The sequence below is a fragment of the Chryseobacterium arthrosphaerae genome (assembly GCF_001684965.1).
GTDB lineage: Bacteria > Bacteroidota > Bacteroidia > Flavobacteriales > Weeksellaceae > Chryseobacterium > Chryseobacterium arthrosphaerae.
In genome coordinates this window covers 212977-235518 of the sequence record NZ_MAYG01000031.1, presented here as the reverse complement: position 1 = coordinate 235518, position 22542 = coordinate 212977, and the positions used below count along the sequence as shown (strand labels likewise).

Sequence of the window (22542 nt, the reverse complement as noted above, 5' to 3'; positions counted from 1 at the left end):
AAATGAAATTAAACTTTGAACACCATCAGACTGCGCATTGCGAAAACGGTGTTGCTTCTAATCTACTGCTTAATAAAGGACTGAAACTGAGTGAACCTATGATCTTCGGGATCGGCTCCGGACTGTTTTTCGTCTACCTTCCTTTTTTGAAGGTGAATTTCGCTCCGGGCTTTAGCTACCGACCGATGCCGGGAGCTATCTTCAGTAAGGCAGCCAAAAGATTAGGAATTAAAATTAAAAGAGAAAAATTCTCCAATCCTCAGGAGGCGCAGAAAGCCCTCGAAAGAAATCTGGAACAAAATATCCCTACAGGACTTCAGGTGGGAGTTTTCAACCTTACCTATTTTCCTGAAGAATATAAATTCCACTTCAATGCCCATAACCTTGTAGTATATGGAAAAGAAGACGGAAAATTCCTGATCAGTGATCCGGTGATGGATTATACCACTTCCCTTACTGAGGCTGAACTGGAAAAAGTAAGATATGCCAAAGGGGCTCTACCACCTAAAGGACATATGTACTATCCTGTATATATTCCTGAACACATTCATCTGGAAGAAGCCATTAAAAAAGGAATTAAAGATACCTGTAAAAATATGCTGGCTCCGGTACCGCTTATCGGGGTAAAAGCAATGCGATGGGTAGCGAAGAGTATTCCGAAATGGGCTGAAAAAAAAGGAACAAAAGTTACCAATCACTATCTGGGACAGCTGATCAGAATGCAGGAGGAAATCGGAACAGGCGGTGGCGGTTTCAGGTTTATCTATGGTGCCTTTCTTCAGGAAGCATCAGTGATCCTTAAAAATGACGAATTAAAAGAATTGTCAAAAGAAATTACCTCTATTGGTGATCTTTGGAGAGATTTTGCCGTAGATATAGCCCGTGTTTACAAAAACAGGAATTCCAAGAGCAATATCTATAACGAACTTTCAAAAACGATGCTGCATATTGCAGATCTTGAAGAAGCTTTCTATAAAAAACTGAGAAAAGCGATCTGATATGGCGGAGAATATGATTGAGATCAAAAATCTATATAAGAAATACAAAAACGCTGAAGATTTTTCGGTAAACGATATCTCTTTGAATATCGGAAAAAATGAGATCTATGGGATTCTTGGTCCTAACGGAGCCGGGAAAACTACTTTGATCTCTATGCTTTCGGGATTAATAAAGCCTACTTCGGGGCAGTTTACCATCAATGGTTTATCTCCGCAGAAAGATGGCTTTAAGATAAGACAGATCATCGGTATTGTTCCACAGGAATATGCCCTTTATCCTACGCTTACGGCAAAGGAGAACTTAATGTTCTTCGGAAGCCTGTATGGCCTGAAGCATAACCGGCTTAAAAAAGCGATCGACGAATCTCTGGAGATCATGGGATTGTCAAAGTTTGCCGACAAGCAGGTAGGCCAGTTTTCAGGAGGAATGAAGCGCCGTTGCAACCTTATTGCCGGAACCCTTCACAATCCTAAAGTTCTGTTTCTGGATGAGCCAACTGTGGGAGTTGACGTACAGTCCAAAAAAGCAATTATAGACTATTTATTGGATTTGAATAAGCAAGGAACCTGCATCATTTATACTTCCCATCACCTTTCGGAAGCAGAAGAGTTCTGTACGAAAATCGCCATCATTGATCATGGAAAAATTCATGCTGTAGGAACTCCCGAAGAGCTTGTTGCACAAATTGCCAATGCGGAAAACCTTGAAGATGTTTTCATTTCATTAACCGGAAAAGAATTAAGAGATGTTGTTGTATAAACTGTGGAGAAGTTTTATTAAAGAAATTCTTCTTCTGAAGAGGGATATCGGCGGAATTGTGATCATCTTCGTTATGCCGCTGCTTCTGATCGTTACCATTACCCTGATCCAGGATTCTACCTTCAAAAATCTTGAAGGATCAAAAATCCCGATCATTTTTATTGATAATGATAAATCTGAGGTTTCAAAAAATATAAAAGGAGAGCTGGAAAACAGCAAGACCTTCCAGCTGCTGACCAATTACAATGAGAAGTCAGCCCAGGATGCAGTATTTTCCGGAGATTATCAGATGGCCATCGTGATTCCCGAAAATTTAACCAGGGATTTAAATGCCAATATCGATTCCAAAGTTCAGACGATTGTCAGTTCATTCGGGTTGGAAGGTGATTCTGCCAAAACAAAAATACAGCCTCCAAAAGCCAGGGAGATCCATTTATACTTTGACCCGGCTACCAATGCAGGATTCAAAAACTCTGTGATGAACTCGGTCAACAAAATGGTCTTTGAGATCGAAAATAAAAAGATCTACAAGGCATTCCAGGATCAGCTGGGGACAACAGAAAATCTTGATGAAAATAAAAACCTGATCAGCTTTAAAGAGATCACTCCCAAAAAAGGAGAAATGGATACCATGCCGAATTCCGTTCAGCATAATGTTCCTGCATGGACGCTTTTTGCGATCTTCTTCATCGTAGTGCCGTTGTCCATTAATCTTGTTAAAGAAAAAAGCCAGGGTACCAGTGTAAGGGCAAGAATCAGCCCTACCCCTTATTTTGTGCACATTTTAGGAAAAACATTTACCTATCTTATCATCTGCATCATTCAGTTTTTACTGATGGTAGCCGTAGGGATTTACCTTTTCCCTTATATGGATCTTCCGGCATTTGACGTATCCGGAAAAATGGTTCAGCTCATCACAGTAACTTTATTTGCGGGTCTTGCAGCCATCGGATTTGGGGTATTGCTGGGGACTATTGCAGATACCCAGGAACAGTCGGCACCATTCGGAGCTACTTCCGTAGTGGTTTTGGCTGCTATCGGGGGAATCTGGGTTCCGGTATTCTTAATGCCTGAATTCATGCAGACCATAGCAAAGTTCTCTCCCATGAACTGGGGACTGAATGCCTATTACGATATTATTTTAAGAAACAGCGGGATTGGAGGTATCGCTAAAGAACTGGTATTCCTGTTTTTATTTTATATAGCTACCGTAGCCATTTCTATTTTTTACGAAAAGAAACAAAATGCAGTCTAACGAAAATATATTATTAACCTGTACCGAGGAAGTAAGAGTACGTTTCAATGAAACAGATCCATTGGGAATTGTATGGCATGGCCATTACATCGTTTATTTTGAAGACGGCAGAGAGGCTTTCGGACGTCAGCATGGTCTTACTTATCTCGATATTCAGAATGCAGGATATGTAACTCCGATCGTGAAGAGCACCTGTGAACATTTTCTTCCTTTAAAGTACGGTGAAACCTTCAGGATCGTTACTACTTTCGTGAACTCCGTTTCAGCCAAGCTTATCTATAAATACGAGCTTTTCAACAAAGAAGATCAATTGGTGTGCAGCGGGGAAACCATTCAGGTATTTCTGGACAGCAACGGAAGCTTATGCCTGTACAATCCGGAATTTTTTCAAACCTGGAAAGATAAAATGGGATTATCATGAAAAAGCAAATCTACATCACAGACTACAATTGTGTAACACCCCTGGGATTCAATGTAGAGACAAACTGGAAGGCCCTGTTAGAAGGACATTCAGGAGTTGCTTTACATCAGATCATAGATAATCAGGATCCTTTTTATGCGTCTATGATCAGCACTGAAAAACTTGATCAGGAATTCAACAGCTTGTTTGGGGCTCATACCGGTCCAAACACCACAAGGCTTGAAAAGATGCTTTTTGTAAGCTTAAAACCGCTGATTGAAAAACATGCTATAAAAGAAGACACAGCTTTAATCCTTTCCACAACAAAAGGAAATATCAGCTTGTTAAAAAACCAGACCGGATTACCGGACGGGGTTTATCTTTCAGCATTAGCACAGAAAACAGCTGATTTTTTCGGATTTAAAACAAAACCTATCGTGATTTCCAATGCCTGTGTATCCGGCGTTATGGCTATTGCTGTTGCCAAGAATATGATCCAGGCAGGAAGATATAAGGATGCCTTTGTGATTGCCGGCGATGAGCTTTCTGAATTTGTCATCTCAGGATTCAATTCATTCCAGGCTATAGGTTCAGGGCCCTGCCAACCTTACGATAAAAACAGGGATGGAATTAATATCGGGGAAGCTGCCGCAGCAGTTTACGTGACTGCTGAAGAAAGTACCTCACAAAACGGGAAATTCAGATTCAAGGTACTGGGAGATTCTGCAATCAATGATGCTAACCATATCTCAGGCCCTTCAAGAACCGGAGACGGCTTATACGGAAGCATCAGAAATGCCATGACAGAGGCTCAGGTTTCTCCGGAACAGATTGATTTTATCTCAGCCCACGGAACGGCTACTTTATATAATGACGAAATGGAAGCCATTGCTTTCAACAGAATGGAGCTGCAACATGTCCCTCTGAACAGTATGAAAGGTTATTACGGACATTGCCTTGGCGCTTCAGGTCTGCTGGAAAGCATTATCTCCATGGAAAGTGCACTTCATGGAACCTTAATTCCATCAAAGAACTTTGAGGAAAACGGCGTATCCCAGCCTTTGAATATCATTAAAGAAAATCAGCCTGCCACCATCAGATATATTTTGAAAACGGCATCAGGTTTTGGAGGGTGTAATGCGGCAATAGTGCTGGAAAAATGTTAAAAATGAGCATGATGAAGAAAACGAAAACCTGCACCATAGAACATTCAAAAATAACCGTCAACGGTAATGTTGTTTTTGAAAGCCAGAGCGAAACCTTCCAGGAGTTTGCGAAAGAAGCCTATAAACATTTGGAGCTCAGCTATCCGAAATTCCACAAGATGGATGCTTTGAGTAAACTGGCCTTTCTTGCAGCAGAGCCCCTTCTGAATAATGAAGATCACAGCAGGACAGCAGTGGTTTTTGCCAACAGGTCATCAAGTCTAGATACTGATTTTAAATACCAGGAAAGCATCAATGATCAGGAAAATTATTTTCCAAGTCCGGCCGTGTTTGTTTACACTTTACCCAATATCTGTGTAGGGGAAATCAGCATCAGACACAAAATGCAGACGGAAAATGCTTTTTTCGTTCTGGACGAATTTGATGAAAAATTTTTAAACGATTATTCCGGGCAGCTCCTTCAGTCCGGGAAAGCAGATAAAGTATTGTGTGGCTGGGTTGAATTATATCAGGAAAATTATAAAGCTTTTGTATATTTGCTAACCTTATAAAAATAGAGCAATCTGGAAATGTAACAATGAAAATCATTAACACATTGGCAAACTGTCAGATTGGTACATTGTTAAATTAAAACTTTTTATGGAAAACTTAAAAACAGAATTGAAACACAAAATTATTGAAGTACTTAATCTTGAAGATGTTTCTGTAGAAGAGATCAAAGATACTGACCCATTATTTGGTGGTGGATTAGGACTTGATTCTATCGATGCATTGGAGCTTATCGTTCTTCTTGATAAAGACTACGGAATAAAATTAGCCGATCCTAAAAAAGGAAAGGAAATCTTCCAGTCTATCGACACTATGGCTAAATTCATCGAAGACAACAGAACAAAATAAAATTAAACGATCCAACGGCGTATCAACATATTGATAATAAATCAATTGCCAGACTGACACCCTGTTGGATTACCGAATACCATGAGTCAGAAAATTGCCATAACAGGAATGGGCATCATTTCCTCCATCGGAAACAATGTGGAGGAAAATTTTATTTCATTACAATCCGGTAAGCACGGAATTTCAGATATTCAGATGTTTGAAACCCGCCATGCCGGAGCCATTAAAACGGGTGAAATAAAGCTAACCAATGAAGAGCTTGTGCAAAAGCTTCAGCTTGCTGAAGACAATAATGTGACGAGAACATCTCTATTGGGAATGGTTGCCGCAAAAGAAGCTGTAGAAAGTGCCGGAATTTCAGATATCAACAGGTACAGAACCGGCCTGATCTCTTCTACCAGCGTGGGAGGAATGGATATTACTGAAAAATATTTCTATTCCTACGAAAACTTTCCTGAAAAGCAAAAATATATTGACGCTCATGATGCCGGTAATTCCTCTTTGGAAATTGCCGCCCATCTGGGATTGAGAGGAATGGTTTCTACCATCAGCACAGCCTGCTCGTCTGCAGCCAATGCAATTATGATGGGAGCCAAACTGATCAAAAACGGTATTCTTGACCGTGTGATTGTGGGAGGAACAGATTCTCTTTCAAAGTTTACCCTGAACGGATTCAATACCCTGATGATCCTTACAGACTCTTACAATACCCCTTTTGATAATGACAGAAAAGGATTGAACCTGGGCGAAGCTGCTGCTTTTTTAGTTCTTGAATCTGAAGAAGTGGTAAAAAAGGAAAACAAACCTGTTCTGGCTTATCTTGCAGGCTATGGAAATGCCAATGATGCCCATCATCAGACAGCATCCTCAGAAAACGGACAGGGCGCTTTTCTAGCCATGCAGCAAGCTTTGAAGATCTCCGGTCTGGCAAAGGAAGATATAGACTATATCAACGTTCATGGTACGGCTACTCCTAATAATGATTTATCCGAAGGAATTGCCATGATCAGGATTTTCGGAGAAAACAATGTCCCTGAATTCAGCTCTACAAAGGCATTTACAGGACACACATTAGCAGCAGCGGCCGGCATTGAAGCTGTATTTTCCATTTTGGCCATGCAGCATGGGCTTATTTTCCCGAACCTGAATTTCAAAACGAAAATGGCAGAGTTTGACCTCACGCCTGTTACCGGATTGAAGAAAAAGGATATCAGCCATGTCCTTTCCAATTCATTTGGATTCGGAGGGAACTGTTCAACCTTAATTTTCTCAAAATTATGAGTGCAGTATACATCAACAGTGCATCCTGTATCTCTGTACAGGATACTTTAAACGAAAATATCCTTCAGAATCTCAGTCCTGAAACTTCAGTACAGATCATCAAAGCCATAGAGCCCAATTATAAAGAATTTATTCCGCCGGCCATGATCCGGAGGATGTCTAAGACCGTAAAAATGAGCTCCGTAGCTTCCCACAATGCATTGAAGGAAGCCGGAATAGAAAAGCCGGACGCCATCATTGTAGGAACGGGAATGGGCTGCTCTCAGGATTCTGAAAAGTTTCTGAAAAATGTGATTGATAATCATGAAGAATTTCTGACGCCTACATTCTTTATTCAGTCTACCCATAATACTGTGGCAGGACAGATTGCACTGGGGCTGCAATGTCATGCTTATAATTTCACCTATGTGAATACCTCTTCATCGCTTGAGTTTTCTTTTCTGGATGCAAAACTCCAGATCAATGACGGGGAAGCCGGAAATGTTCTTGTAGGTTCTACCGATGAGCAGACAGACAGGACCATGGAACTTTATCAACTCAATAATACCATCAAAAAGGAGGAAAATCTTCCTGTAAATTACCTGAACTCTGATACAAAAGGGGTCATTTGGGGGGAAGGAGCCAGTTTCTTTGTTGTAGGAAAGGAAAAAACAGAAAGCTCTTACGCCAAACTTACGGACATTAAGATAACCAATCAATTGGATCTGAATGAAACTCCAGGATTTATTCAGGATTTTTTAACGCAAAACAACCTGTCTGCACAGGATATTGATGCTGTGATTCTTGGTTTCAGCGGAGATGCAGATTCCGATGTATATTATAAGAAAGCTACGTATCTGTTTTCAGATTCATCGTTGTTGTACTATAAGCACCTGAGCGGAGAGTTTAATACAGCCAGTGGTTTTTCAACGTTTATGGCCTGCCATATCCTCAAAGAACAGCATATTCCTGAAGTGATGATGATCAACGCTGAGAAAAAAGAAGAAGTGAAAAATATACTTCTTTACAATCATCTGGCAGGTCATGATCATAGTCTGGTATTATTGGAAAGAGCTTAATCTTTGCAAATTCGCTCAATAAGGCAAATCACAGCGTCTTTTTGTCATTCAGAGCACTGATAAGGTCTGCGAACAAGGTTCTGAAGTGAAGCCTGGAATCTAAACAAAATAAGTTAAATTAACTGTATTTATCCAGACTCCTGCGGATTGATAATGGTATACAGTAAATATTACGACCATGAAACTTATACTGACCAGTTCAAAATAAAAAAAGTAATCAGCAATGAAACACTATTCATTCATACTATTTTATCTTTTCTGTAACGTATTTATCTATGCGTTTCATGGAAGTTTCTGGGTGTACCTGGCTTGTTTTGTGGCTTTTTCTGCAGTCGTAGTCTGGGGATCTTTTGCCATTGAACTGGGGTATTTTGTCAACAGTATTACTCATAAACGAACCAGGACCAAAGAGGTGGCCTTAACGTTTGATGACGGTCCTACAGAATTCACACCGAGGTTTTTAGACCTGCTTAAAGAACACCAGATAAAAGCAACCTTTTTCTGTATCGGAAAACAGATTGAAAAATACCCGGAAACTTTTCAGAGGATTATAGATGAAGGCCATACCATTGGAAATCATACGTTCTCCCATTCTAACTCAACAGGTTTTTTATCCGCTTCTTCAATGCTCAAAGAGATTGAAAGCTGTGACGAAGTGATGAAAAACGTTGGAAATATCAAAACCGATCTGTACAGGCCTCCTTTCGGGGTGACCAATCCGAATATTGCAAAAGCGATCAAAAGAACCCGTAAGATAAGCATCGGATGGAACGTCCGCTCCCTGGATACCATCACTGACGACGAAAATAAAATCTACAAAAGAATTACCAGAACCCTGAAAAAAGGGAGCATTATTCTTCTTCACGACACCTCCGAAAAAACATATCGTGTGCTGGTAGATTTATTAGTATTTTTGGAGGATAAAAAGTATTCGACTTTTACGGTTGATTCAATTACAAATTCAAAGAAAAAATGATTAAAAATATTGCTTTCGGAGCATTTTTACTGGTTTCCGGTTTCTTTTCTGCCCAGAATACCGCCATGTCGGGAGCGGAAGCTAAAGCATTCGTAGCTAAGGTTTCATCGGATACCCGGGAGATCAAAACATTACAGAGCGATTTTACCCAGACTAAAAAAATGGACTTTCTGGATAAGAGTATTGTTACCTACGGAAAAATGTCATTACAGACGCCTAATCTGCTGAGCTGGAAATATACCAAGCCTTACCAGTACAGTATTGTTTTCAAAAGCAACAAGATCTACATCAATGATCAGGGGAAAAAATCTTCTGTAGATGCCAAAAGCAAGACTTTTGAGAAGATCAATAAACTCATTGTGGGAAGTTCCAACGGAACGATGTTCAATGATCCTGAGTTTACGGTAACCTATTTCAAAAACGGAAATTATAACGGGGCTAAGTTCATTCCGAAGACTTCTCAGCTATTGAAATACATCAGACAGATCGAATTGTATTTCCCAAAGAACCAATCTACGGTTTCCCAGGTGAATATGACAGAAGCTTCCGGAGATACCACTACTATTGTTTTCAAAAACACCAAAATCAATGCTTCGATTCCTGCGTCAGAATTTACTTTGTAGCCTGATCCTGGTTCTGGCGGTGTCATGCAAAAGCTTTCAGCTTACAGGTGCAAAACCTGTTTCAACAACAGAAAAAAAAGTTGAAAACCTCTATTTTTCCTCTTCTGAAGACTATGTCTATAAATGTCAGATGGATATTTATACCAATCATGTAAGCGGAATTCTGATCATTAAAAAAATAAGTGAAACAACTCACCGTGTGGCTTTAACCTCCGATTTCGGGAATAAGCTGATTGATTTTGAAGTTTCAGACCATGATTTTAAACTCAACTACGTTCTTCCGGATTTGGATAAAAAAATTGTCATCAATTTTCTGAAAAATGATTTTCAGCAACTTTTAAAAAGACAGTATCCCGTCACTGAAAGTTTTGAGAATGAAAACTCAAAAATATATCTTTCCAAAATTGATAACAAAGGGTATTATCTGTTTTTCAACAAAGAAAACAACCTGCTGAAACAGATCATTTACACGAAAAACAGCAAAGAAAAGATCGATTTTACTTTTGATGCAAAAAAGTCTATCTTCGCAGACAGTTTAAACCTGCAGCACAAGGATTTTAAGATCAATATAAAACTATTTCAAATAACCGAAACGGAATAATCTCCTACAGGGAACAATATATTGCTTACTTTTTGCTACACTTTTAATCTTAAAAAAATAAGATATGCAGACTATTCTTACAGATTTTTATACACTTACATCATACGAAAAGGCAGAAGACGGAAAGTTTACTGCTCATATCCACCTGAACAAAGACCACGATATCTTCAAAGGGCACTTCCCGGGAAATCCTGTGACACCAGGGGTTTGCATGATGCAGATCATCAAAGAACTTACTGAAGAATTTACAGGCTCAAAATTATTTTTAAAAACAGCTTCAAATGTAAAATTCATGGCAATCATCAATCCTTTTGAGACACCTGATCTGGTGCTTCAGCTTGATATCAATGAAGACGGAGAAGATGTTAAAGTAAAAAATACCACTTCTTTTGGCGAGACTATTGCATTGAAACTGTCAGTAAGCTATAAAAAAATATCATCATGAAACTTATTCTATCCTTCGTAGCAGCATTTATTTTTTTCTTTCAGTCTGATTTAGAAACACTGAGAAACAGCTATGCCAAAGCCAATGAGTCTAATGCCAATACGCAGAGTTTCATAGAAGCAGCAGAAAAGCAATCCGGATCCGATGCCGTTACCTCAGGTTACAAAGCAGCAGCAAAGATCATGGAAGCAAAGGTTACTAAGAACAACAGGAAAGCATTGGTAAAATCAGGTGCTACAAGCCTGGAGAGCATCATCAAAAGCAATCCGAATAATGCGGAGCTTCGTCTGATCAGATTAAGCGTTCAGGAAAATATTCCGAAAATCGTAGGATACCGTGGCAGTATGAAAGATGATAAAGCATTTTTGCTGAACAATTACAGCAAGCAGAATGCAGCGTTAAAAAACTATATCAAAAGGTTTGCTATGCAATCCAAAACCATTACAGAAGCCGAAAGAGCTACTTTAAAATAAAACCATGTCCCTTGCTGAAGTACAGAATGCCATTTCTGAAAAGAAGATCTGCATTCTTATACCTACCTACAATAATGAGAAAACCCTGAAAAGGGTTATTGACGGTGTGCTGGATTATACCGGAAGTATTATTGTGGTCAACGACGGTTCCACCGATTCCACACCGCAAATTCTCGCCCAATATCCGCTGATCAAGGTAATCACCCTGTCTGAGAATCAGGGAAAAGGAAACGCGCTGAAAACGGGCTTCAGAAAGGCAAAAGAAATGGGGTATGATTATGCCATCACCATTGATTCTGACGGACAACATTATCCAGACGATATTCCGGTATTTGTAGAGGCGCTTCTTCAGGAAAAAGAAGACATGCTTCTGATCGGAAACAGAAATATGTCTCAGGATGGCATACCAAAGAAAAGCAGTTTCGGGAACAGGTTTTCCAATTTCTGGTTCTGGTTTGAAACCGGGATCAGACTGGAAGATACCCAATCCGGTTACAGACTTTATCCTCTGCATAAAATTCCAAAGAAATACTTTACTCCAAAATTTGAGTTTGAAATTGAGATCATTGTAAGAACTGCTTGGAAGCACGTTCCGGTAAAGAATGTCCCGATAAAGGTACTTTATGATCCGGCAGAACGGGTTTCACATTTCAGACCCTTCAAGGATTTCACAAGGATCAGTATTCTGAACACAATCCTGGTAACGATCACCTTATTATACATTATTCCGAGAAACTTTGTGAATAATTTCAAAAAAAAAAGCTTTAAAAGGTTCATAAAGGAGGATGTGCTGGAAAGTGACGGGAGCAACCGTACAAAAGCATTTTCCATCGCATTGGGAGTCTTCATCGGGCTGTCTCCTTTCTGGGGTTTTCAAACTCTTCTTGTTATCAGCCTGTCTGTTCTTTTCAAGCTGAATAAAGTTCTGTCTTTTGTTGCATCAAACGTAAGTCTTCCACCTTTCATCCCTTTTATCATTGCCGCCTCTTTATTTTTAGGTGCTCCATTTGTGCAGGGTGACAGTAATATCCTGAGCCAGGACCTCAACTTTGAGCTCATCAAGAACAATCTCCTACAATATGTCATCGGGAGTTTTATTTTGAGTACCACAGTATCTGCTCTTTCAGGAGTGGCTACATTTCTGTTTCTGAATAAACTAAGTCCGGAAAACGACTGAATCAAAGATTTATATAAAGAAAACCCCGGGAAATGTATTATTTCCCGGGATTTTTATACTCATGATCTTTACTTTTTATTTAGAAACAATAATTTTCTGTGTATAATCGATCGAATTATTGTTAACCTTTACAACATAGGCTCCATTGATCAGCTTTTCAGCATTGATCGTATTCTGCTTATTAAGGTTAATGCTTTCTTTAGATATAAGCTTACCTGTAAAATCAAAGATAGAAACAGTTGTAATTCCGGACAGATTTATATCTGAAGGAGTCTGTATAGTAAACTCGTTTCTTACAGGATTCGGATAGATGGCGATTCCTTTAGAGTTTTTCACTTCATTTACAGCCAATACTCCACATTCCTCAGGAACAGTAAAGTCTTCAACCTGGTCACTCATTTCCGGTAAAGGCTGGTTGGCCCCGAATGCAAGACCATTAAGCTGCCCTGCTGAAGCATTCACCCCTAACCCTCTTTTAGCAAAAGTTTTCCAGATCATACATTTATTTTCTCCGTTTGTAGAGGCCTGATCAGCAGCAAGGATCGCATTTCTTCCGTCTATGAAGCTTGGGTTACATGGCTGTAATTTCAGTGCATCCATTACCAATTGTAATACTCTTGCGCTACCACTGTTAGGATCTGCTAAAACATTACTGTTATAACCGTATTTTTCTACATATTTCCAGTTAAGATCCCAAAGCATTGAAGCCCAGATAAAGCCAATACTGTGAGAATCAGGCACTGTGATAGGACCTAGTACAGAATTGGTACTAATCTTCATTCCGTTGGTTCTTCCATAAGTATAGTTATTGATCAGGAAATCCGGCGTGTATTTAGCCGGTCTGATTCCTCCGCCTGTCGTTGGCTCGCCTGATGCAAAAGTACCTATTCCCCTGGCAACAGAAGCATTGTCTCCAGGTTTGGTAGTGATCATCAATGCAAAGAAATCAGACCACCCTTCACCCATTTGCTCATTGGATGAAATGAAAGACAGGCAATTACTTCCTGTTCCGGTAAGACGGTTGGAAATTCCATGGCCGTATTCATGGCTTATGATTCCGTTATCCAAACTGGCATCTTTAAAGACTGCATCAGTTCTTAGTGTAGCATTTCCAACAATCCCGTTATTCAGATCATTTACCAGAAACTGACCTTCTGATAAACCTACCATAATCGTAGGAATGGTAATGGTATTGTCTGCCCCTCCCATTCCGACAGGGGTATTCAGAGTTGGGTGATATTGGATCACTCCTACAGCTCCTGCATTCTGAAGATTTTTTGTTTTAACAGCAAAGCCACATCCTGCAGCACTTACTACCGCAATTTTTCCTGTAAGGCTTCCTGCAGCAACTGCAGTACAGGCATCCGCCGGTGTTGAAAGAGCCAGATCACCTGTTACAGCAGGCCCACCTATAAGCTGGGGTCCGAAACTGGCTGTAGTGGCTGCCGGTGTTCTCGCTGTATAATTGGACGGCGCATTATAGTATAGGTATCTTACATTACCGGTAGGTGAAAAAAGGAACATCTGCATTCTTCCGCTGGTTCCATCAGCTCCGGGGTTGAAATTAGCATTACTAAGACCGCTTCCATCTCGGGATTCTGCCAGAACAGGATCATTCTCTACTCCACCATGTCCAAAGTTATTGGTCTGGTAGTTCCTTGCAGACTCCGTAAACCCGAATTTATAGAATACATCATGCATTTTATTGGTTGTATAGAATAAATTGGTCACCGCAGCAGAAGTATAAGTCGTATGCTGTGCTGTTACATCCAAAGGGAAATCAAATGTTCTGCTGGCACCGCCATCAGGAGAAAACTGGGGTAAATCAGTCTTATTCTCATCGGTATAAGCAAATGCGTTATTACCTCGTGTTATGGTATAATGATTGGTTCCGTCAGAATGCCAGCCTTCAGGAGAAGCTGTTAAATCCCATGGATTGGTTAGCAGTGTTCTGCTTCCAAAAGTAGGAGCCTCTACAGGAAATGCAAATACGTTATAAGAAGCGTTGTCCGGAGCTAAAAGAAAATTTGTATTCTTTTTCAGTTCCGAAGCGCCAATAGCAGTTGGTAATGCAGATGGCAGTGCAGTTGTTTCTGATAAAGACTCACCCAAAGAATAATGGTGATCATACGCATCAGAGTGGAAACTGCAGGATAGTGTTGTATTTTCCTGATACAGGATAGAACCATTATCTGCGCTCACAATGACACTCCATACATTGCTTGTTTCTTTTTCTTTTGTATTGAACTGATATCCCAGTATCAGCTCGCCTCCTTTTGCAAAATAAACAAGGTTTGTGGTTATGGGCTCTTCTTTTCCTTCAATATTTTTTACGGTAAGAGACCCGTTTAATTTCTGAACGGCCTCCGCAACAAATGTATCTTTTCTGTTATTTTCCTTTCCCGTTACTGTTGCAGGATAGGCCTTGATAAAGGTATCTGCGAAGCTCAATACTTTCCCCTCCCTGATCAGAACATTGGCAGAACTTCCAAAAACAGGAATTCCATTAATGGTTTGCTGTATTCCTACAACATCACCTTTCAAACTTTTTGAAGCATCTACATTAATGATCTTAAATGACTTCAATTCCGGATTCACTCTTTGAAATCCCTGGCTGGAATTTACATAGTCTTTGATTGTTTGTTCGTATTTCTGAGCTGAGATTACCCCAACGCTGAAAAGTGAACAAAACAACAACAGCTTAACACTGAGTCGAATTTTTTTCATGAATTTACTTTTTAACAAAATTTAATAACTGTCAGTTAGTAGAGAAACAATTAATATTGTTACACATTTTCACAAAAAAAATCTAAAAAAAATCAAATCAGGCAAAAAATACTCCAGTTTAAAGAGAATTATCAAAAATTATTCACTTTCTTTAAATTCTTATTTCACAATGAATTGCAGTAAATCTTTCAGAAACTGATCATCAACATTTCCTTTTACTTCATAATCTTCAGGCGATGGTTTTCCAGAACCTGAAATGAATAAATGGCTTAAAGAAGGATAGAACTTAAATTCTGCTGCCTTATTGTTTTTCAAGGCATCTTTCCAGAGATTAAAATCCTTTTCGGTGACCTGATAGTCTCTACCGCCCTGGGCAAAAAACAGAGGAGCTTTGATTTTTTTTACCTCATTAAGCTGATTGTAATTTTTCAGGTAGCTCCAATAGGCCGCAGACTGTCCCAAAGGGAGTTCCGCAGCCGGTGTATTCAGATTAAATTTTGATGAATTGAGCAGAGCAACCTGTTTTTTCAGATCCTCTACAGCTTCTGCGGGAACTTTAGCAGGATCAAGATTATGAAGATATTCGTATTGCTCAACTAAAAGATTCTGTAATGGCCTGGCATTTCCAGCCATAAATATATATTTTGATACCTGTGCCTTCGCTGCAATTTCCGGCATCATATAAGCCCCCTGGCTGTGTCCCAGGATAATAATCTGATAGCCGGTATAATCTTTATTGTTTTTAAAATAATTGGCCGCATTCACTGCATCTTTTACAGTTTCATCTTCTACAGTAGACTGCCCGGTAAATGTTTCAGGATTGGAATAGGTCCTTTTATCATATCGGTAAGAAGCGATCCCATTACTGAAAAGGTATTCTGCAATGTCTCTGAAAGGTTTATTTTCTCCAATGGCCTCATCCCTGTTGCTTGCTCCCGAGCCATGAACAAAGATGACCAGTTTCTTTTTATTGCCGGAAGTGGGAATCAGTAATGTACCGTTCAGCTCTATGTCATCACTTTTTATTTTCAGTGAAGTTTTTTCATCCCATGTTTCAAAGGTCTTATGAGGTACTAAAAAGAAACCAAGCAGTTTATTGTTTTCATTAAAAGTAAGCTGTACATCCAGCTTAGATTTTCCAAATTCAGAATAATAATAGTAAATATTGCTTTCGTTATTTACTTCAAGGATATTTTTAAGCCCTCCCAGCTGTTCCTGAAGTTGTTCCGTAACAGCTTTAAGCTGTTCGACAGGGATTTGGGAAGCTACTGAAGGATCAAAAAAGGCATGGGCTTTTTCTATATTTTTATCAACAAATAATGTTTTGATAAATGTATTACCGATTTCTTTTTTGTCCTGGGAAAATGACAATAGTGAGCAGATAATACAAAAAACGGTTATAATTTTTTTCATGGTAATGCTATTGATAAACAACGTCTGCAAAAGATAACGGCCCCATAAGGATCGTAACAAATATAGCAAGAATGACCATCACCAACTGCGTAGTATAATAGGTCTTTTCCCTGTCTTCTTCCCTGATTTCAAAAGTAAAATTGATTTTATCAGGTCTGCTGATGATCCGCCAGATAAAAAAAAGAATGATCAGATTGAGGAGTATGGGCAAAAAGAGGAATATTTTATTCCCGTAACTTTCTTTACTATTTCCGAAACTGCGAACCGGTATGGTATCAGGAATTGAGCTGTATACCGTACACAGATACACTGAATAGCCGATGATGATTACAAAAGGAATAATGAACAGCAGTTTAACAGATTTCGGGATCATTTCAGTTTGTTTAAGGTTTTCTTCAGGTATTTCTGAATTTCTTTTCTGTCCGGAACTGTAGTAATTTCTTTCGTCATGGCCGTTTCAAATTCTGTTTTTGCCTTTGAATATTCTTTTTTGCAGAAATAATACTTCCCTGTCGTATAATATACTTTCCAGAAATCAGGATTCAGAGATTTATAATGAATCAGAAAGTCATCTGTAAGATTCTCTTTATTATCAGCAGCATTATTGACCTGCATACTTACCTTTCTGTATTCCTCATAGTTCATGAATTCTTTTGAATCAGCGAAAGGGTCTCTGGCAATATTCAGTTCCTGTTTTGAAAAATCATCGGGTTGTAATCCTTTGTCAGAAAATATCTCATTCAGGTCATAACATACGAATTCGCCCAGCTGGTAAGGATTTGAAGAAACCCAGACTAATCTTTTCTGTGGTGAAAATATTACACCATGATGAGCCAGCAGCTGATTTAATGCTTTTTCGTTACCGTAGCCAATCTTCTCATCCTGCAAACCGGATGTATTTCTTAAAATGGAAGCCATTTTTTCAGGATTCAGCTTTTCTTCTTCCTGCAGAAGTTCCTGAAGCTTCTCATAACGGTATTCCGAATGGCTTTCTTCAATATGTTTCAGGTTTCTTTTATCGTCTTTATAAGCATCAGACTGGAAATGGTTGGTACAAAGTACCCTGCTGCTGTTCTGCACCCTGTAAACTCCGAAGTTTTTAGGTGAAACCTCAATGATCACAGCATTTTTATCTGCAGCACTACCGACCAGAATAGATTCTGAAACGAACACTTTTCTTTTTTTAGCAATCGCAATGGCTTCTTCTATATTTTTAGCATACTGCAGAATTTCTCTTGTAACAAGCGAAATAGGCGTCTTTGCGGTAAGAGGAATCTTTGATTTTCCGGCATTGATTGTCACTGTAATTCCTTCTTTATTCATTCCGGAAACTACTCCTATCATTCCCGGCCAGCTCACCGACATGTAAGGGATCCCGTCTTCGGGGTCTACAAATTCTACCAGCTTATTTTGAGCAAAATCATCACCTACATAAAAATCGAAGTTTCTTCCTATGAGAAGGTCTCCGTCTTCCGTGTTCTCATTCCATACGGCAAGAGAACTGCATCCTACCATGGCAAGATCCTGCATGGCATGCCCAATATCGTGAGCTCCGTGCAGGTAAAGGTTTCTCAGATATTTTGGGGCTATAAAATCGTAACGGTCAGACGAGTACTGTGAGAGTCCGTACAGCTCGGCCTGATAATCTTCTCTTACGTTCAGGTACATTTTTCTGTTGTACCATTTCAAAAAGCCTCTCAAAAGTTTCTGCTTGAATTTTGACGGGACGAATCCCTCTACTTTTGAAAAGAAAATTCCTTCCTGCTTCTGCATAAGGTTCTGTGTCAGTGCTCCGTTATTATATCCAAGCTGCAGAGGATTTCCTTTGATATAAAGTTCCCAGAGCTGCTGTCTGTTTTTGGTAAGATAGTTCTGATTATAGCGGAACGTTGAATCGTTGATACGGGTAATTTTCGGAATCTCCAATGGATATTGACTGACTTGAGGAATATGATGAACAGATTTTGAAATTCCACAAGAAACAAGGTTGATGATAAGGAATAAACAAAACAGTGCTTTAATGGTCCGGAGCCTGTTATTCTGACAACAGAAAGAGCTATTGCTTATATGGCCTGCTTCATTCAAAATGGCAAACTTCCTGCTATTTCCCTTCATTATTAATCATTTGTATTAATCTTCCATCAATAATATCTTTTCCTAACATTTCAGCGCAGGTATTAAACGCACCGATGGTTACGCCCAAAATGCCATGCATGTTCACAGACTGGCCTGTCAGAAACAGGTTATCAATTTTTGTACGGGGAGAAACCATTGTTTTAAGAGGGTTTTCCGAGCTTTTCATATACCCGTACATATTGCCTTCAAAGTTCCCGATATAGTCTCTGTAAGACAACGGAGAGGAAGTGTATATTCTCCTGATCGCATGTCTCAATCCCGGAATTTTCTTTTCCAGGGCTTCAATCATTTTCTCCGTTTTTTCCAATTTAAATTTTTCGTAGGCCTCACCTCTTTCATGCTCATCAGCCACTGTATTGAATGTATTTTCCCATTCTTTCACTTCCTCAAAATCCATATAGGAAATAGCCGTAAGACTTTCTGCAAATTCCGGATGATGTTTTGAAGCCGTGGATGAAAGCATATAGGTTTCCGGCCATGTTTCTTTTCTGTATCGGAATGCATTCCACACCTGTTCTTCTGATGAGTAGTGGTAGATATTGTAATTGAAATTGGGAAGGCTTTGGGATTTTAAAACAATATACACGCTAAAGCATGATGAAACCGGCTTCCAGCTTAAAACCCTGTTCATAAAGGATTTCTTCAGCCTTTCTTCTCCAATCAGCTTCATGGTGGCCCGAATCTCGATATTTGAAATAAACTGTCTGGCACTATATTCCTTTCCTGCTTTTGTCTGTACCGATTTTAAAATATTATTCTCATCAAAAACAAATCCGGAAACTTCGGAATGTTTATGAACTTCAGCTCCGTATTCTCTCAGTTTTCGGATCAGCAGTTTAGAGATCTGGCTTCCGCCTTTCACACATTTATAAGCACTCTGAATATAGGAGTTTACCGTAAGGGCATGTACATAAAAAGGGACATTTTCGGAATCTCCTGCATATAAAAAGTTGGAACCCAGTAAAACCGACTGCAGTTTTTTGTTCTGGGTAACGGATTCTATAAATCTTTTGGTATTGAGATGCAGAATTTCCTCATTGTAATGATCTTTCCCAATCACATGATATCTGGGAAACTGGCTGCATACATACTGGATCTCCTCACAGTAATTTTCAAGATTTTCTTTTTCCTCCGGAAAATATCTGGAAAGCTGTTCAACAAAGTTCTGATAGCCCTGGGCATGAGGATACTGAACAGATTCATTGCCAAAGCTTATTCTGTCATAGCCATCTTCATCCATTTTCTGAAGCTCAAGCCCGTCCATAATTTCCAGATAGGAAAAAAAGCGGTTTAAATTCTGCCCTTCCGACAGCCCGCCGAGATAATGAACCCCGGTATCAAAGATAAGCTTATCTCTTGAAAAAGTCTGCAGGTTGCCTCCATACTGATTGTTTTTCTCCAGCACACAAACCTTCAGGCCTTCTTTCGCCAAAACAAGAGCCGAAACAAGACCTCCCAATCCGCTGCCGATTACAAGTATGTCATATTCTTTTTTCAAAAGTGAATGTGCTTTTAAATTAAGAGTCTGAGAAATTAAGAAATTCAGTTATTACTTTGGTATGTAATGCAAAGAAATACTATTTGGACAATGCTATTGAGTGATCTTAAATTCTCTGCAAATCTTAATGGTTTTGAGTTTTTTATTAGTTTTTAGGAGGTAAAAATAGAAAAATTAATCAACATCATCCCAAAAATCAAAATAATTAAACCATTGAAGCGGATATTTTTTCACCATGGTTTCAAGATTGTGAACATAAGACTGTAAAAGTCCCTGTGAATCACGATTTTTAATATTCTGTGCTACTCTTGCATACAGATGGTAATGAAGATTATTTTCTTTCATTACGTACACATATACAACCGGAACGCCCAGTCTTGAAGCAATAAGAAACGGGCCGGCAGGAAATTTTGCAGTTTTGCCTAACAGATCAGCCTCAAGGTACTTGGATCCTTCAAAATAACGGTCTCCCGTAAAGCAGATGAGCTCATTATTGGATAAGGCCTGATTGATCTCAAAAATATGAGACATATCGTCTTTTACGTAGATAAACTTGATGTTGCTCTTTTTCACGGCAACTGTTTCCAGATATTCCTTGATCACGGTTACTTCCTGGTCTGTAGTCACCAGATTGATCTGACAGTCGAAATCAATATCTGCAAAGAAATGTTCTGCAATTTCAAAATTTCCGATATGGGCACTGATCAGCACTCCTCCTTTTTTTGCAGCCAGAAGGTTTCTGAGGTTTTCAATACCATCAAATTCATAGGTATATTTTTCCCGAAGTCCTGCAGAAATAGCAGTTTTGTCGATAAGCACCTTTCCGAAAGTGAAATAGCTTTTAAATATAGAAGCTTTGGCTTTCCGGTATCCGTAGCCTAATCTTTCCCGGAAATAGTAGAGAATATATTGGTTGCTTTTCTTCTGAAACAGAGCGTAATAAGCGGCTACAAAGTAAAGCACACCGTATGAACTTCTGATCCCGATATTTCTAATACACCAGACGAATATCCTGTACCCCAGTACCGTCCCTTTAGATTTACCTTTCCATTTGTTCATAGCTATAATTTACCAATATAATAAGACTATACCAATGTAACAATATCTTTAGTGCAGCCGGGGCACCGTTACATTATTACATTGGTACTTTTTTATAGAATAAAGATTAACTCAGTAACTAAGCGTTTTTCTCAGCGATCTTATTTTCAATTGTTGTGTAGAAATCATCAAATGTCACCATTTTCTTGAAGTCGGCCTCTCCTAATTTCACTCCGAAATTAGATTCGATCACCACTACCATATCAATATAATCCAGACTGTCTAAGCCCAGTGTATTTTTAAGGTTGGCATCATTACTGATTTCATCTCCGTCTACCTCAAATTCATTTACCAGAAAATCATTAACGATGGCAACAATCTTTTCCCTTTCCATGTTTTTAATCAAATTTTTTAACTATTAGTGCAGAATTGGTTCCCCCAAACCCAAAAGAATTCGACAAAAATACATCAATTTTTTGATTTTTTGTTTTGGAGATTAAATTTATCTTCTGAGCTTCATTATCAGGGTTTTCCAGATTAATATTAGGCGCTACGAAATCATTCTGCATCATCAGAATAGAGTAAATAACTTCACTTGCACCCGCCATCCAGCACTCATGACCTGTCATGGATTTGGTAGAACTTACCGGAACTTCACTTCCGAAGATCTCATAAATAGCTTTGGCTTCATTAGCATCTCCTATAGGGGTAGAAGTAGCGTGAGCATTGATATAATCGATATCTGAAGCTTGTAAGCCCGATTGTTTTAAAGCCCTGTCCATCGCCAGAGCCGGTCCGTCTACATTAGGGGTAGAAATATGTCCTCCGTTGGAAGAAAAACCATAGCCTATGATCTCTGCAATGATCGGTACTCCTCTTCTCTGTGCCGATTCCAGGCTTTCAACGATCAATGTGGCAGCACCTCCGCTTGGGATCAAACCGTCTCTTCCGGCATCGAAAGGTCTTGAAGCCTTGGCAGGCTCCTCTTCTCTTGCTGAAAACACGCCTAGACCATCAAAGCTGGCCATAGAATATTTGTTTGTTTCCTGGGCTCCGCCACAGATAATCATATCCTGAAATCCGTTTTTGATCATCATATAAGCAAGTCCCAGAGAATGCGATCCGCTTGCGCACGCCGCACTGATGGTAAGATTGATTCCTTTCAGTTTAAAAATTGTGGAAAGGTTCATCGTTACTGTTGAATTCATTGATTTGAAGATCGCACCCGATCCCATCAATGTAGTATCTTTCTTTTCCCTTGCGATGTCTATAGATTCCACGACCGCCTGGGAAACACTGTCGTTTCCGTATAAGATCCCGACTTCATGGGAGTCCATAAACGTTTCATCCAGGTTGGCCTGCTTCAATGCATCAAGGGTAGCCAGATACGCATATTCGCTTTCTTCGCCCATACTGATACGCTGGCGTCTGTTCAGAAGGTTTTTAAGATCTGGTTTGGGAACAACGCCTGTAAGGCCTGATCTGAAACCGAACTCTTTTCTTTCCTGGTCTAAAACAATACCGGATTTTCCTTGATATAGGGATTCCCTGACCTCTTCTAAAGACGTCCCGATGCAGGAATAAATTCCCATTCCGGTAATCACAACCCTATTTTCCATG

General features: G+C 39.4%; 23 protein-coding genes. 15 read left to right on the top strand and 8 right to left on the bottom strand.

Translation table 11 applies throughout. The features are described 5' to 3' along the window. Nucleotides 1-2 precede the first annotated feature (2 nt). The 15 genes from BBI00_RS22040 (at nt 3) to BBI00_RS21970 (ending at nt 12110) form a co-directional block, all read left to right on the top strand. On the top strand, nt 3-998 hold the full coding sequence (locus tag BBI00_RS22040) for a BtrH N-terminal domain-containing protein (RefSeq protein WP_065400983.1): 996 nt from the start codon (nt 3-5) through the stop codon (nt 996-998). Nucleotide 999: 1 nt separating this feature from the next. Beyond that, nucleotides 1000-1758 (top strand): ABC transporter ATP-binding protein, encoded by a 759-nt coding sequence (locus tag BBI00_RS22035; protein WP_065400982.1) that lies wholly within the window; start codon nt 1000-1002, stop codon nt 1756-1758. Further along, the gene (locus BBI00_RS22030; protein ID WP_065400981.1) at nt 1745-3013 is read left to right on the top strand and encodes an ABC transporter permease; all 1269 of its coding nucleotides are present in this window, start codon (nt 1745-1747) and stop codon (nt 3011-3013) included. Before BBI00_RS22035 ends, BBI00_RS22030 begins: the two co-directional genes overlap by 14 nt. Then, nucleotides 3003-3434: an acyl-CoA thioesterase gene (locus tag BBI00_RS22025; protein ID WP_065400980.1), complete on the top strand. Its 432-nt coding sequence runs from the start codon at nt 3003-3005 to the stop codon at nt 3432-3434. The genes BBI00_RS22030 and BBI00_RS22025 overlap by 11 nt, the downstream gene beginning before the upstream one ends. Then, on the top strand, nt 3431-4579 hold the full coding sequence (locus BBI00_RS22020; RefSeq protein ID WP_065400979.1) for a beta-ketoacyl synthase N-terminal-like domain-containing protein: 1149 nt from the start codon (nt 3431-3433) through the stop codon (nt 4577-4579). Before BBI00_RS22025 ends, BBI00_RS22020 begins: the two co-directional genes overlap by 4 nt. Nucleotides 4580-4587: 8 nt before the next feature. Beyond that, nucleotides 4588-5130 carry a 3-oxoacyl-ACP synthase gene (locus BBI00_RS22015; protein ID WP_228394816.1) on the top strand — a complete coding sequence of 181 codons (543 nt, stop codon included), beginning with the start codon at nt 4588-4590 and terminating at the stop codon, nt 5128-5130. 88 nt (nt 5131-5218) lie between these two features. Further along, nucleotides 5219-5476: a phosphopantetheine-binding protein gene (locus tag BBI00_RS22010; RefSeq protein ID WP_034692439.1), complete on the top strand. Its 258-nt coding sequence runs from the start codon at nt 5219-5221 to the stop codon at nt 5474-5476. 81 nt (nt 5477-5557) lie between these two features. Continuing rightward, nucleotides 5558-6757, top strand: coding sequence for a beta-ketoacyl-[acyl-carrier-protein] synthase family protein (locus BBI00_RS22005; protein WP_065400978.1), 1200 nt, complete (start codon nt 5558-5560; stop codon nt 6755-6757). Continuing rightward, nucleotides 6754-7815, top strand: coding sequence for a beta-ketoacyl synthase N-terminal-like domain-containing protein (locus BBI00_RS22000; protein WP_065400977.1), 1062 nt, complete (start codon nt 6754-6756; stop codon nt 7813-7815). Before BBI00_RS22005 ends, BBI00_RS22000 begins: the two co-directional genes overlap by 4 nt. Before the next feature lie 223 nt (nt 7816-8038). Next, entirely contained in the window at nt 8039-8791 is a 753-nt protein-coding gene (locus tag BBI00_RS21995; protein WP_065400976.1) for a polysaccharide deacetylase family protein, read from the top strand. After that, complete coding sequence (locus tag BBI00_RS21990) at nt 8788-9414, top strand: LolA family protein (protein WP_065400975.1); 627 nt, start codon at nt 8788-8790, stop codon at nt 9412-9414. Before BBI00_RS21995 ends, BBI00_RS21990 begins: the two co-directional genes overlap by 4 nt. Next, entirely contained in the window at nt 9380-10015 is a 636-nt protein-coding gene (locus BBI00_RS21985) for a hypothetical protein (RefSeq protein ID WP_065400974.1), read from the top strand. The genes BBI00_RS21990 and BBI00_RS21985 overlap by 35 nt, the downstream gene beginning before the upstream one ends. 64 nt (nt 10016-10079) lie before the next feature. Further along, complete coding sequence (locus tag BBI00_RS21980) at nt 10080-10460, top strand: 3-hydroxyacyl-ACP dehydratase (RefSeq protein WP_083988617.1); 381 nt, start codon at nt 10080-10082, stop codon at nt 10458-10460. Next, nucleotides 10457-10933: a hypothetical protein gene (locus BBI00_RS21975; RefSeq protein ID WP_065400973.1), complete on the top strand. Its 477-nt coding sequence runs from the start codon at nt 10457-10459 to the stop codon at nt 10931-10933. Before BBI00_RS21980 ends, BBI00_RS21975 begins: the two co-directional genes overlap by 4 nt. A gap of 4 nt (nt 10934-10937) precedes the next feature. Next, nucleotides 10938-12110, top strand: a complete 1173-nt coding sequence (locus tag BBI00_RS21970; RefSeq protein ID WP_065400972.1) for a DUF2062 domain-containing protein — start codon at nt 10938-10940, stop codon at nt 12108-12110. A gap of 75 nt (nt 12111-12185) precedes the next feature. On the opposite strand, the gene BBI00_RS21965 is transcribed toward BBI00_RS21970, so the two are convergent. The 8 genes from BBI00_RS21965 to BBI00_RS21930 all read right to left on the bottom strand — a co-directional run bounded on the left by BBI00_RS21965 (nt 12186) and on the right by BBI00_RS21930 (nt 22541). After that, a complete protein-coding gene (locus BBI00_RS21965; RefSeq protein WP_065400971.1) occupies nt 12186-14837 on the bottom strand; it encodes a T9SS-dependent M36 family metallopeptidase in 2652 nt (883 codons plus the stop codon). Nucleotides 14838-14996: 159 nt separating this feature from the next. Further along, nucleotides 14997-16250, bottom strand: coding sequence for an alpha/beta hydrolase (locus BBI00_RS21960; protein ID WP_228394815.1), 1254 nt, complete (start codon nt 16248-16250; stop codon nt 14997-14999). A gap of 7 nt (nt 16251-16257) precedes the next feature. Next, a complete protein-coding gene (locus tag BBI00_RS21955) occupies nt 16258-16623 on the bottom strand; it encodes a hypothetical protein (RefSeq protein ID WP_065400970.1) in 366 nt (121 codons plus the stop codon). Continuing rightward, the gene (locus BBI00_RS21950; protein ID WP_083988616.1) at nt 16620-18365 is read right to left on the bottom strand and encodes a C45 family autoproteolytic acyltransferase/hydolase; all 1746 of its coding nucleotides are present in this window, start codon (nt 18363-18365) and stop codon (nt 16620-16622) included. The genes BBI00_RS21955 and BBI00_RS21950 overlap by 4 nt, the downstream gene beginning before the upstream one ends. Further along, nucleotides 18352-19884, bottom strand: coding sequence for a phytoene desaturase family protein (locus BBI00_RS21945; RefSeq protein ID WP_065400969.1), 1533 nt, complete (start codon nt 19882-19884; stop codon nt 18352-18354). The genes BBI00_RS21950 and BBI00_RS21945 overlap by 14 nt, the downstream gene beginning before the upstream one ends. Nucleotides 19885-20058: 174 nt before the next feature. Further along, on the bottom strand, nt 20059-20943 hold the full coding sequence (locus BBI00_RS21940) for an LpxL/LpxP family acyltransferase (protein WP_065400968.1): 885 nt from the start codon (nt 20941-20943) through the stop codon (nt 20059-20061). A 118-nt stretch (nt 20944-21061) separates the two neighbouring features. Further along, entirely contained in the window at nt 21062-21316 is a 255-nt protein-coding gene (locus tag BBI00_RS21935; RefSeq protein WP_047377388.1) for an acyl carrier protein, read from the bottom strand. 4 nt (nt 21317-21320) lie between these two features. Continuing rightward, on the bottom strand, nt 21321-22541 hold the full coding sequence (locus BBI00_RS21930) for a beta-ketoacyl-[acyl-carrier-protein] synthase family protein (RefSeq protein WP_065400967.1): 1221 nt from the start codon (nt 22539-22541) through the stop codon (nt 21321-21323). Between the last annotated feature and the right edge of the window lies 1 nt (nt 22542).

What these genes read in the sequence shown, in the direction of transcription:
- BBI00_RS21985 (WP_065400974.1), top strand. Translation starts at nt 9,380, where the DNA reads ATGCTTCGATTCCTGCGTCAGAATTTACTTTGTAGCCTGATCCTGGTT.
- BBI00_RS22030 (WP_065400981.1), top strand. Translation starts at nt 1,745, where the DNA reads ATGTTGTTGTATAAACTGTGGAGAAGTTTTATTAAAGAAATTCTTCTT.
- BBI00_RS21940 (WP_065400968.1), bottom strand. Translation starts at nt 20,943, where the DNA reads ATGAACAAATGGAAAGGTAAATCTAAAGGGACGGTACTGGGGTACAGG.
- BBI00_RS22040 (WP_065400983.1), top strand. Translation starts at nt 3, where the DNA reads ATGAAATTAAACTTTGAACACCATCAGACTGCGCATTGCGAAAACGGT.
- BBI00_RS22005 (WP_065400978.1), top strand. Translation starts at nt 5,558, where the DNA reads ATGAGTCAGAAAATTGCCATAACAGGAATGGGCATCATTTCCTCCATC.
- BBI00_RS21990 (WP_065400975.1), top strand. Translation starts at nt 8,788, where the DNA reads ATGATTAAAAATATTGCTTTCGGAGCATTTTTACTGGTTTCCGGTTTC.
- BBI00_RS21975 (WP_065400973.1), top strand. Translation starts at nt 10,457, where the DNA reads ATGAAACTTATTCTATCCTTCGTAGCAGCATTTATTTTTTTCTTTCAG.
- BBI00_RS21955 (WP_065400970.1), bottom strand. Translation starts at nt 16,623, where the DNA reads ATGATCCCGAAATCTGTTAAACTGCTGTTCATTATTCCTTTTGTAATC.
- BBI00_RS21930 (WP_065400967.1), bottom strand. Translation starts at nt 22,541, where the DNA reads ATGGAAAATAGGGTTGTGATTACCGGAATGGGAATTTATTCCTGCATC.
- BBI00_RS21980 (WP_083988617.1), top strand. Translation starts at nt 10,080, where the DNA reads ATGCAGACTATTCTTACAGATTTTTATACACTTACATCATACGAAAAG.
- BBI00_RS21995 (WP_065400976.1), top strand. Translation starts at nt 8,039, where the DNA reads ATGAAACACTATTCATTCATACTATTTTATCTTTTCTGTAACGTATTT.
- BBI00_RS22025 (WP_065400980.1), top strand. Translation starts at nt 3,003, where the DNA reads ATGCAGTCTAACGAAAATATATTATTAACCTGTACCGAGGAAGTAAGA.
- BBI00_RS22000 (WP_065400977.1), top strand. Translation starts at nt 6,754, where the DNA reads ATGAGTGCAGTATACATCAACAGTGCATCCTGTATCTCTGTACAGGAT.
- BBI00_RS22020 (WP_065400979.1), top strand. Translation starts at nt 3,431, where the DNA reads ATGAAAAAGCAAATCTACATCACAGACTACAATTGTGTAACACCCCTG.
- BBI00_RS22035 (WP_065400982.1), top strand. Translation starts at nt 1,000, where the DNA reads ATGGCGGAGAATATGATTGAGATCAAAAATCTATATAAGAAATACAAA.
- BBI00_RS21960 (WP_228394815.1), bottom strand. Translation starts at nt 16,250, where the DNA reads ATGAAAAAAATTATAACCGTTTTTTGTATTATCTGCTCACTATTGTCA.
- BBI00_RS21935 (WP_047377388.1), bottom strand. Translation starts at nt 21,316, where the DNA reads ATGGAAAGGGAAAAGATTGTTGCCATCGTTAATGATTTTCTGGTAAAT.
- BBI00_RS22010 (WP_034692439.1), top strand. Translation starts at nt 5,219, where the DNA reads ATGGAAAACTTAAAAACAGAATTGAAACACAAAATTATTGAAGTACTT.
- BBI00_RS21965 (WP_065400971.1), bottom strand. Translation starts at nt 14,837, where the DNA reads ATGAAAAAAATTCGACTCAGTGTTAAGCTGTTGTTGTTTTGTTCACTT.
- BBI00_RS21970 (WP_065400972.1), top strand. Translation starts at nt 10,938, where the DNA reads ATGTCCCTTGCTGAAGTACAGAATGCCATTTCTGAAAAGAAGATCTGC.
- BBI00_RS22015 (WP_228394816.1), top strand. Translation starts at nt 4,588, where the DNA reads ATGATGAAGAAAACGAAAACCTGCACCATAGAACATTCAAAAATAACC.
- BBI00_RS21950 (WP_083988616.1), bottom strand. Translation starts at nt 18,365, where the DNA reads ATGAAGGGAAATAGCAGGAAGTTTGCCATTTTGAATGAAGCAGGCCAT.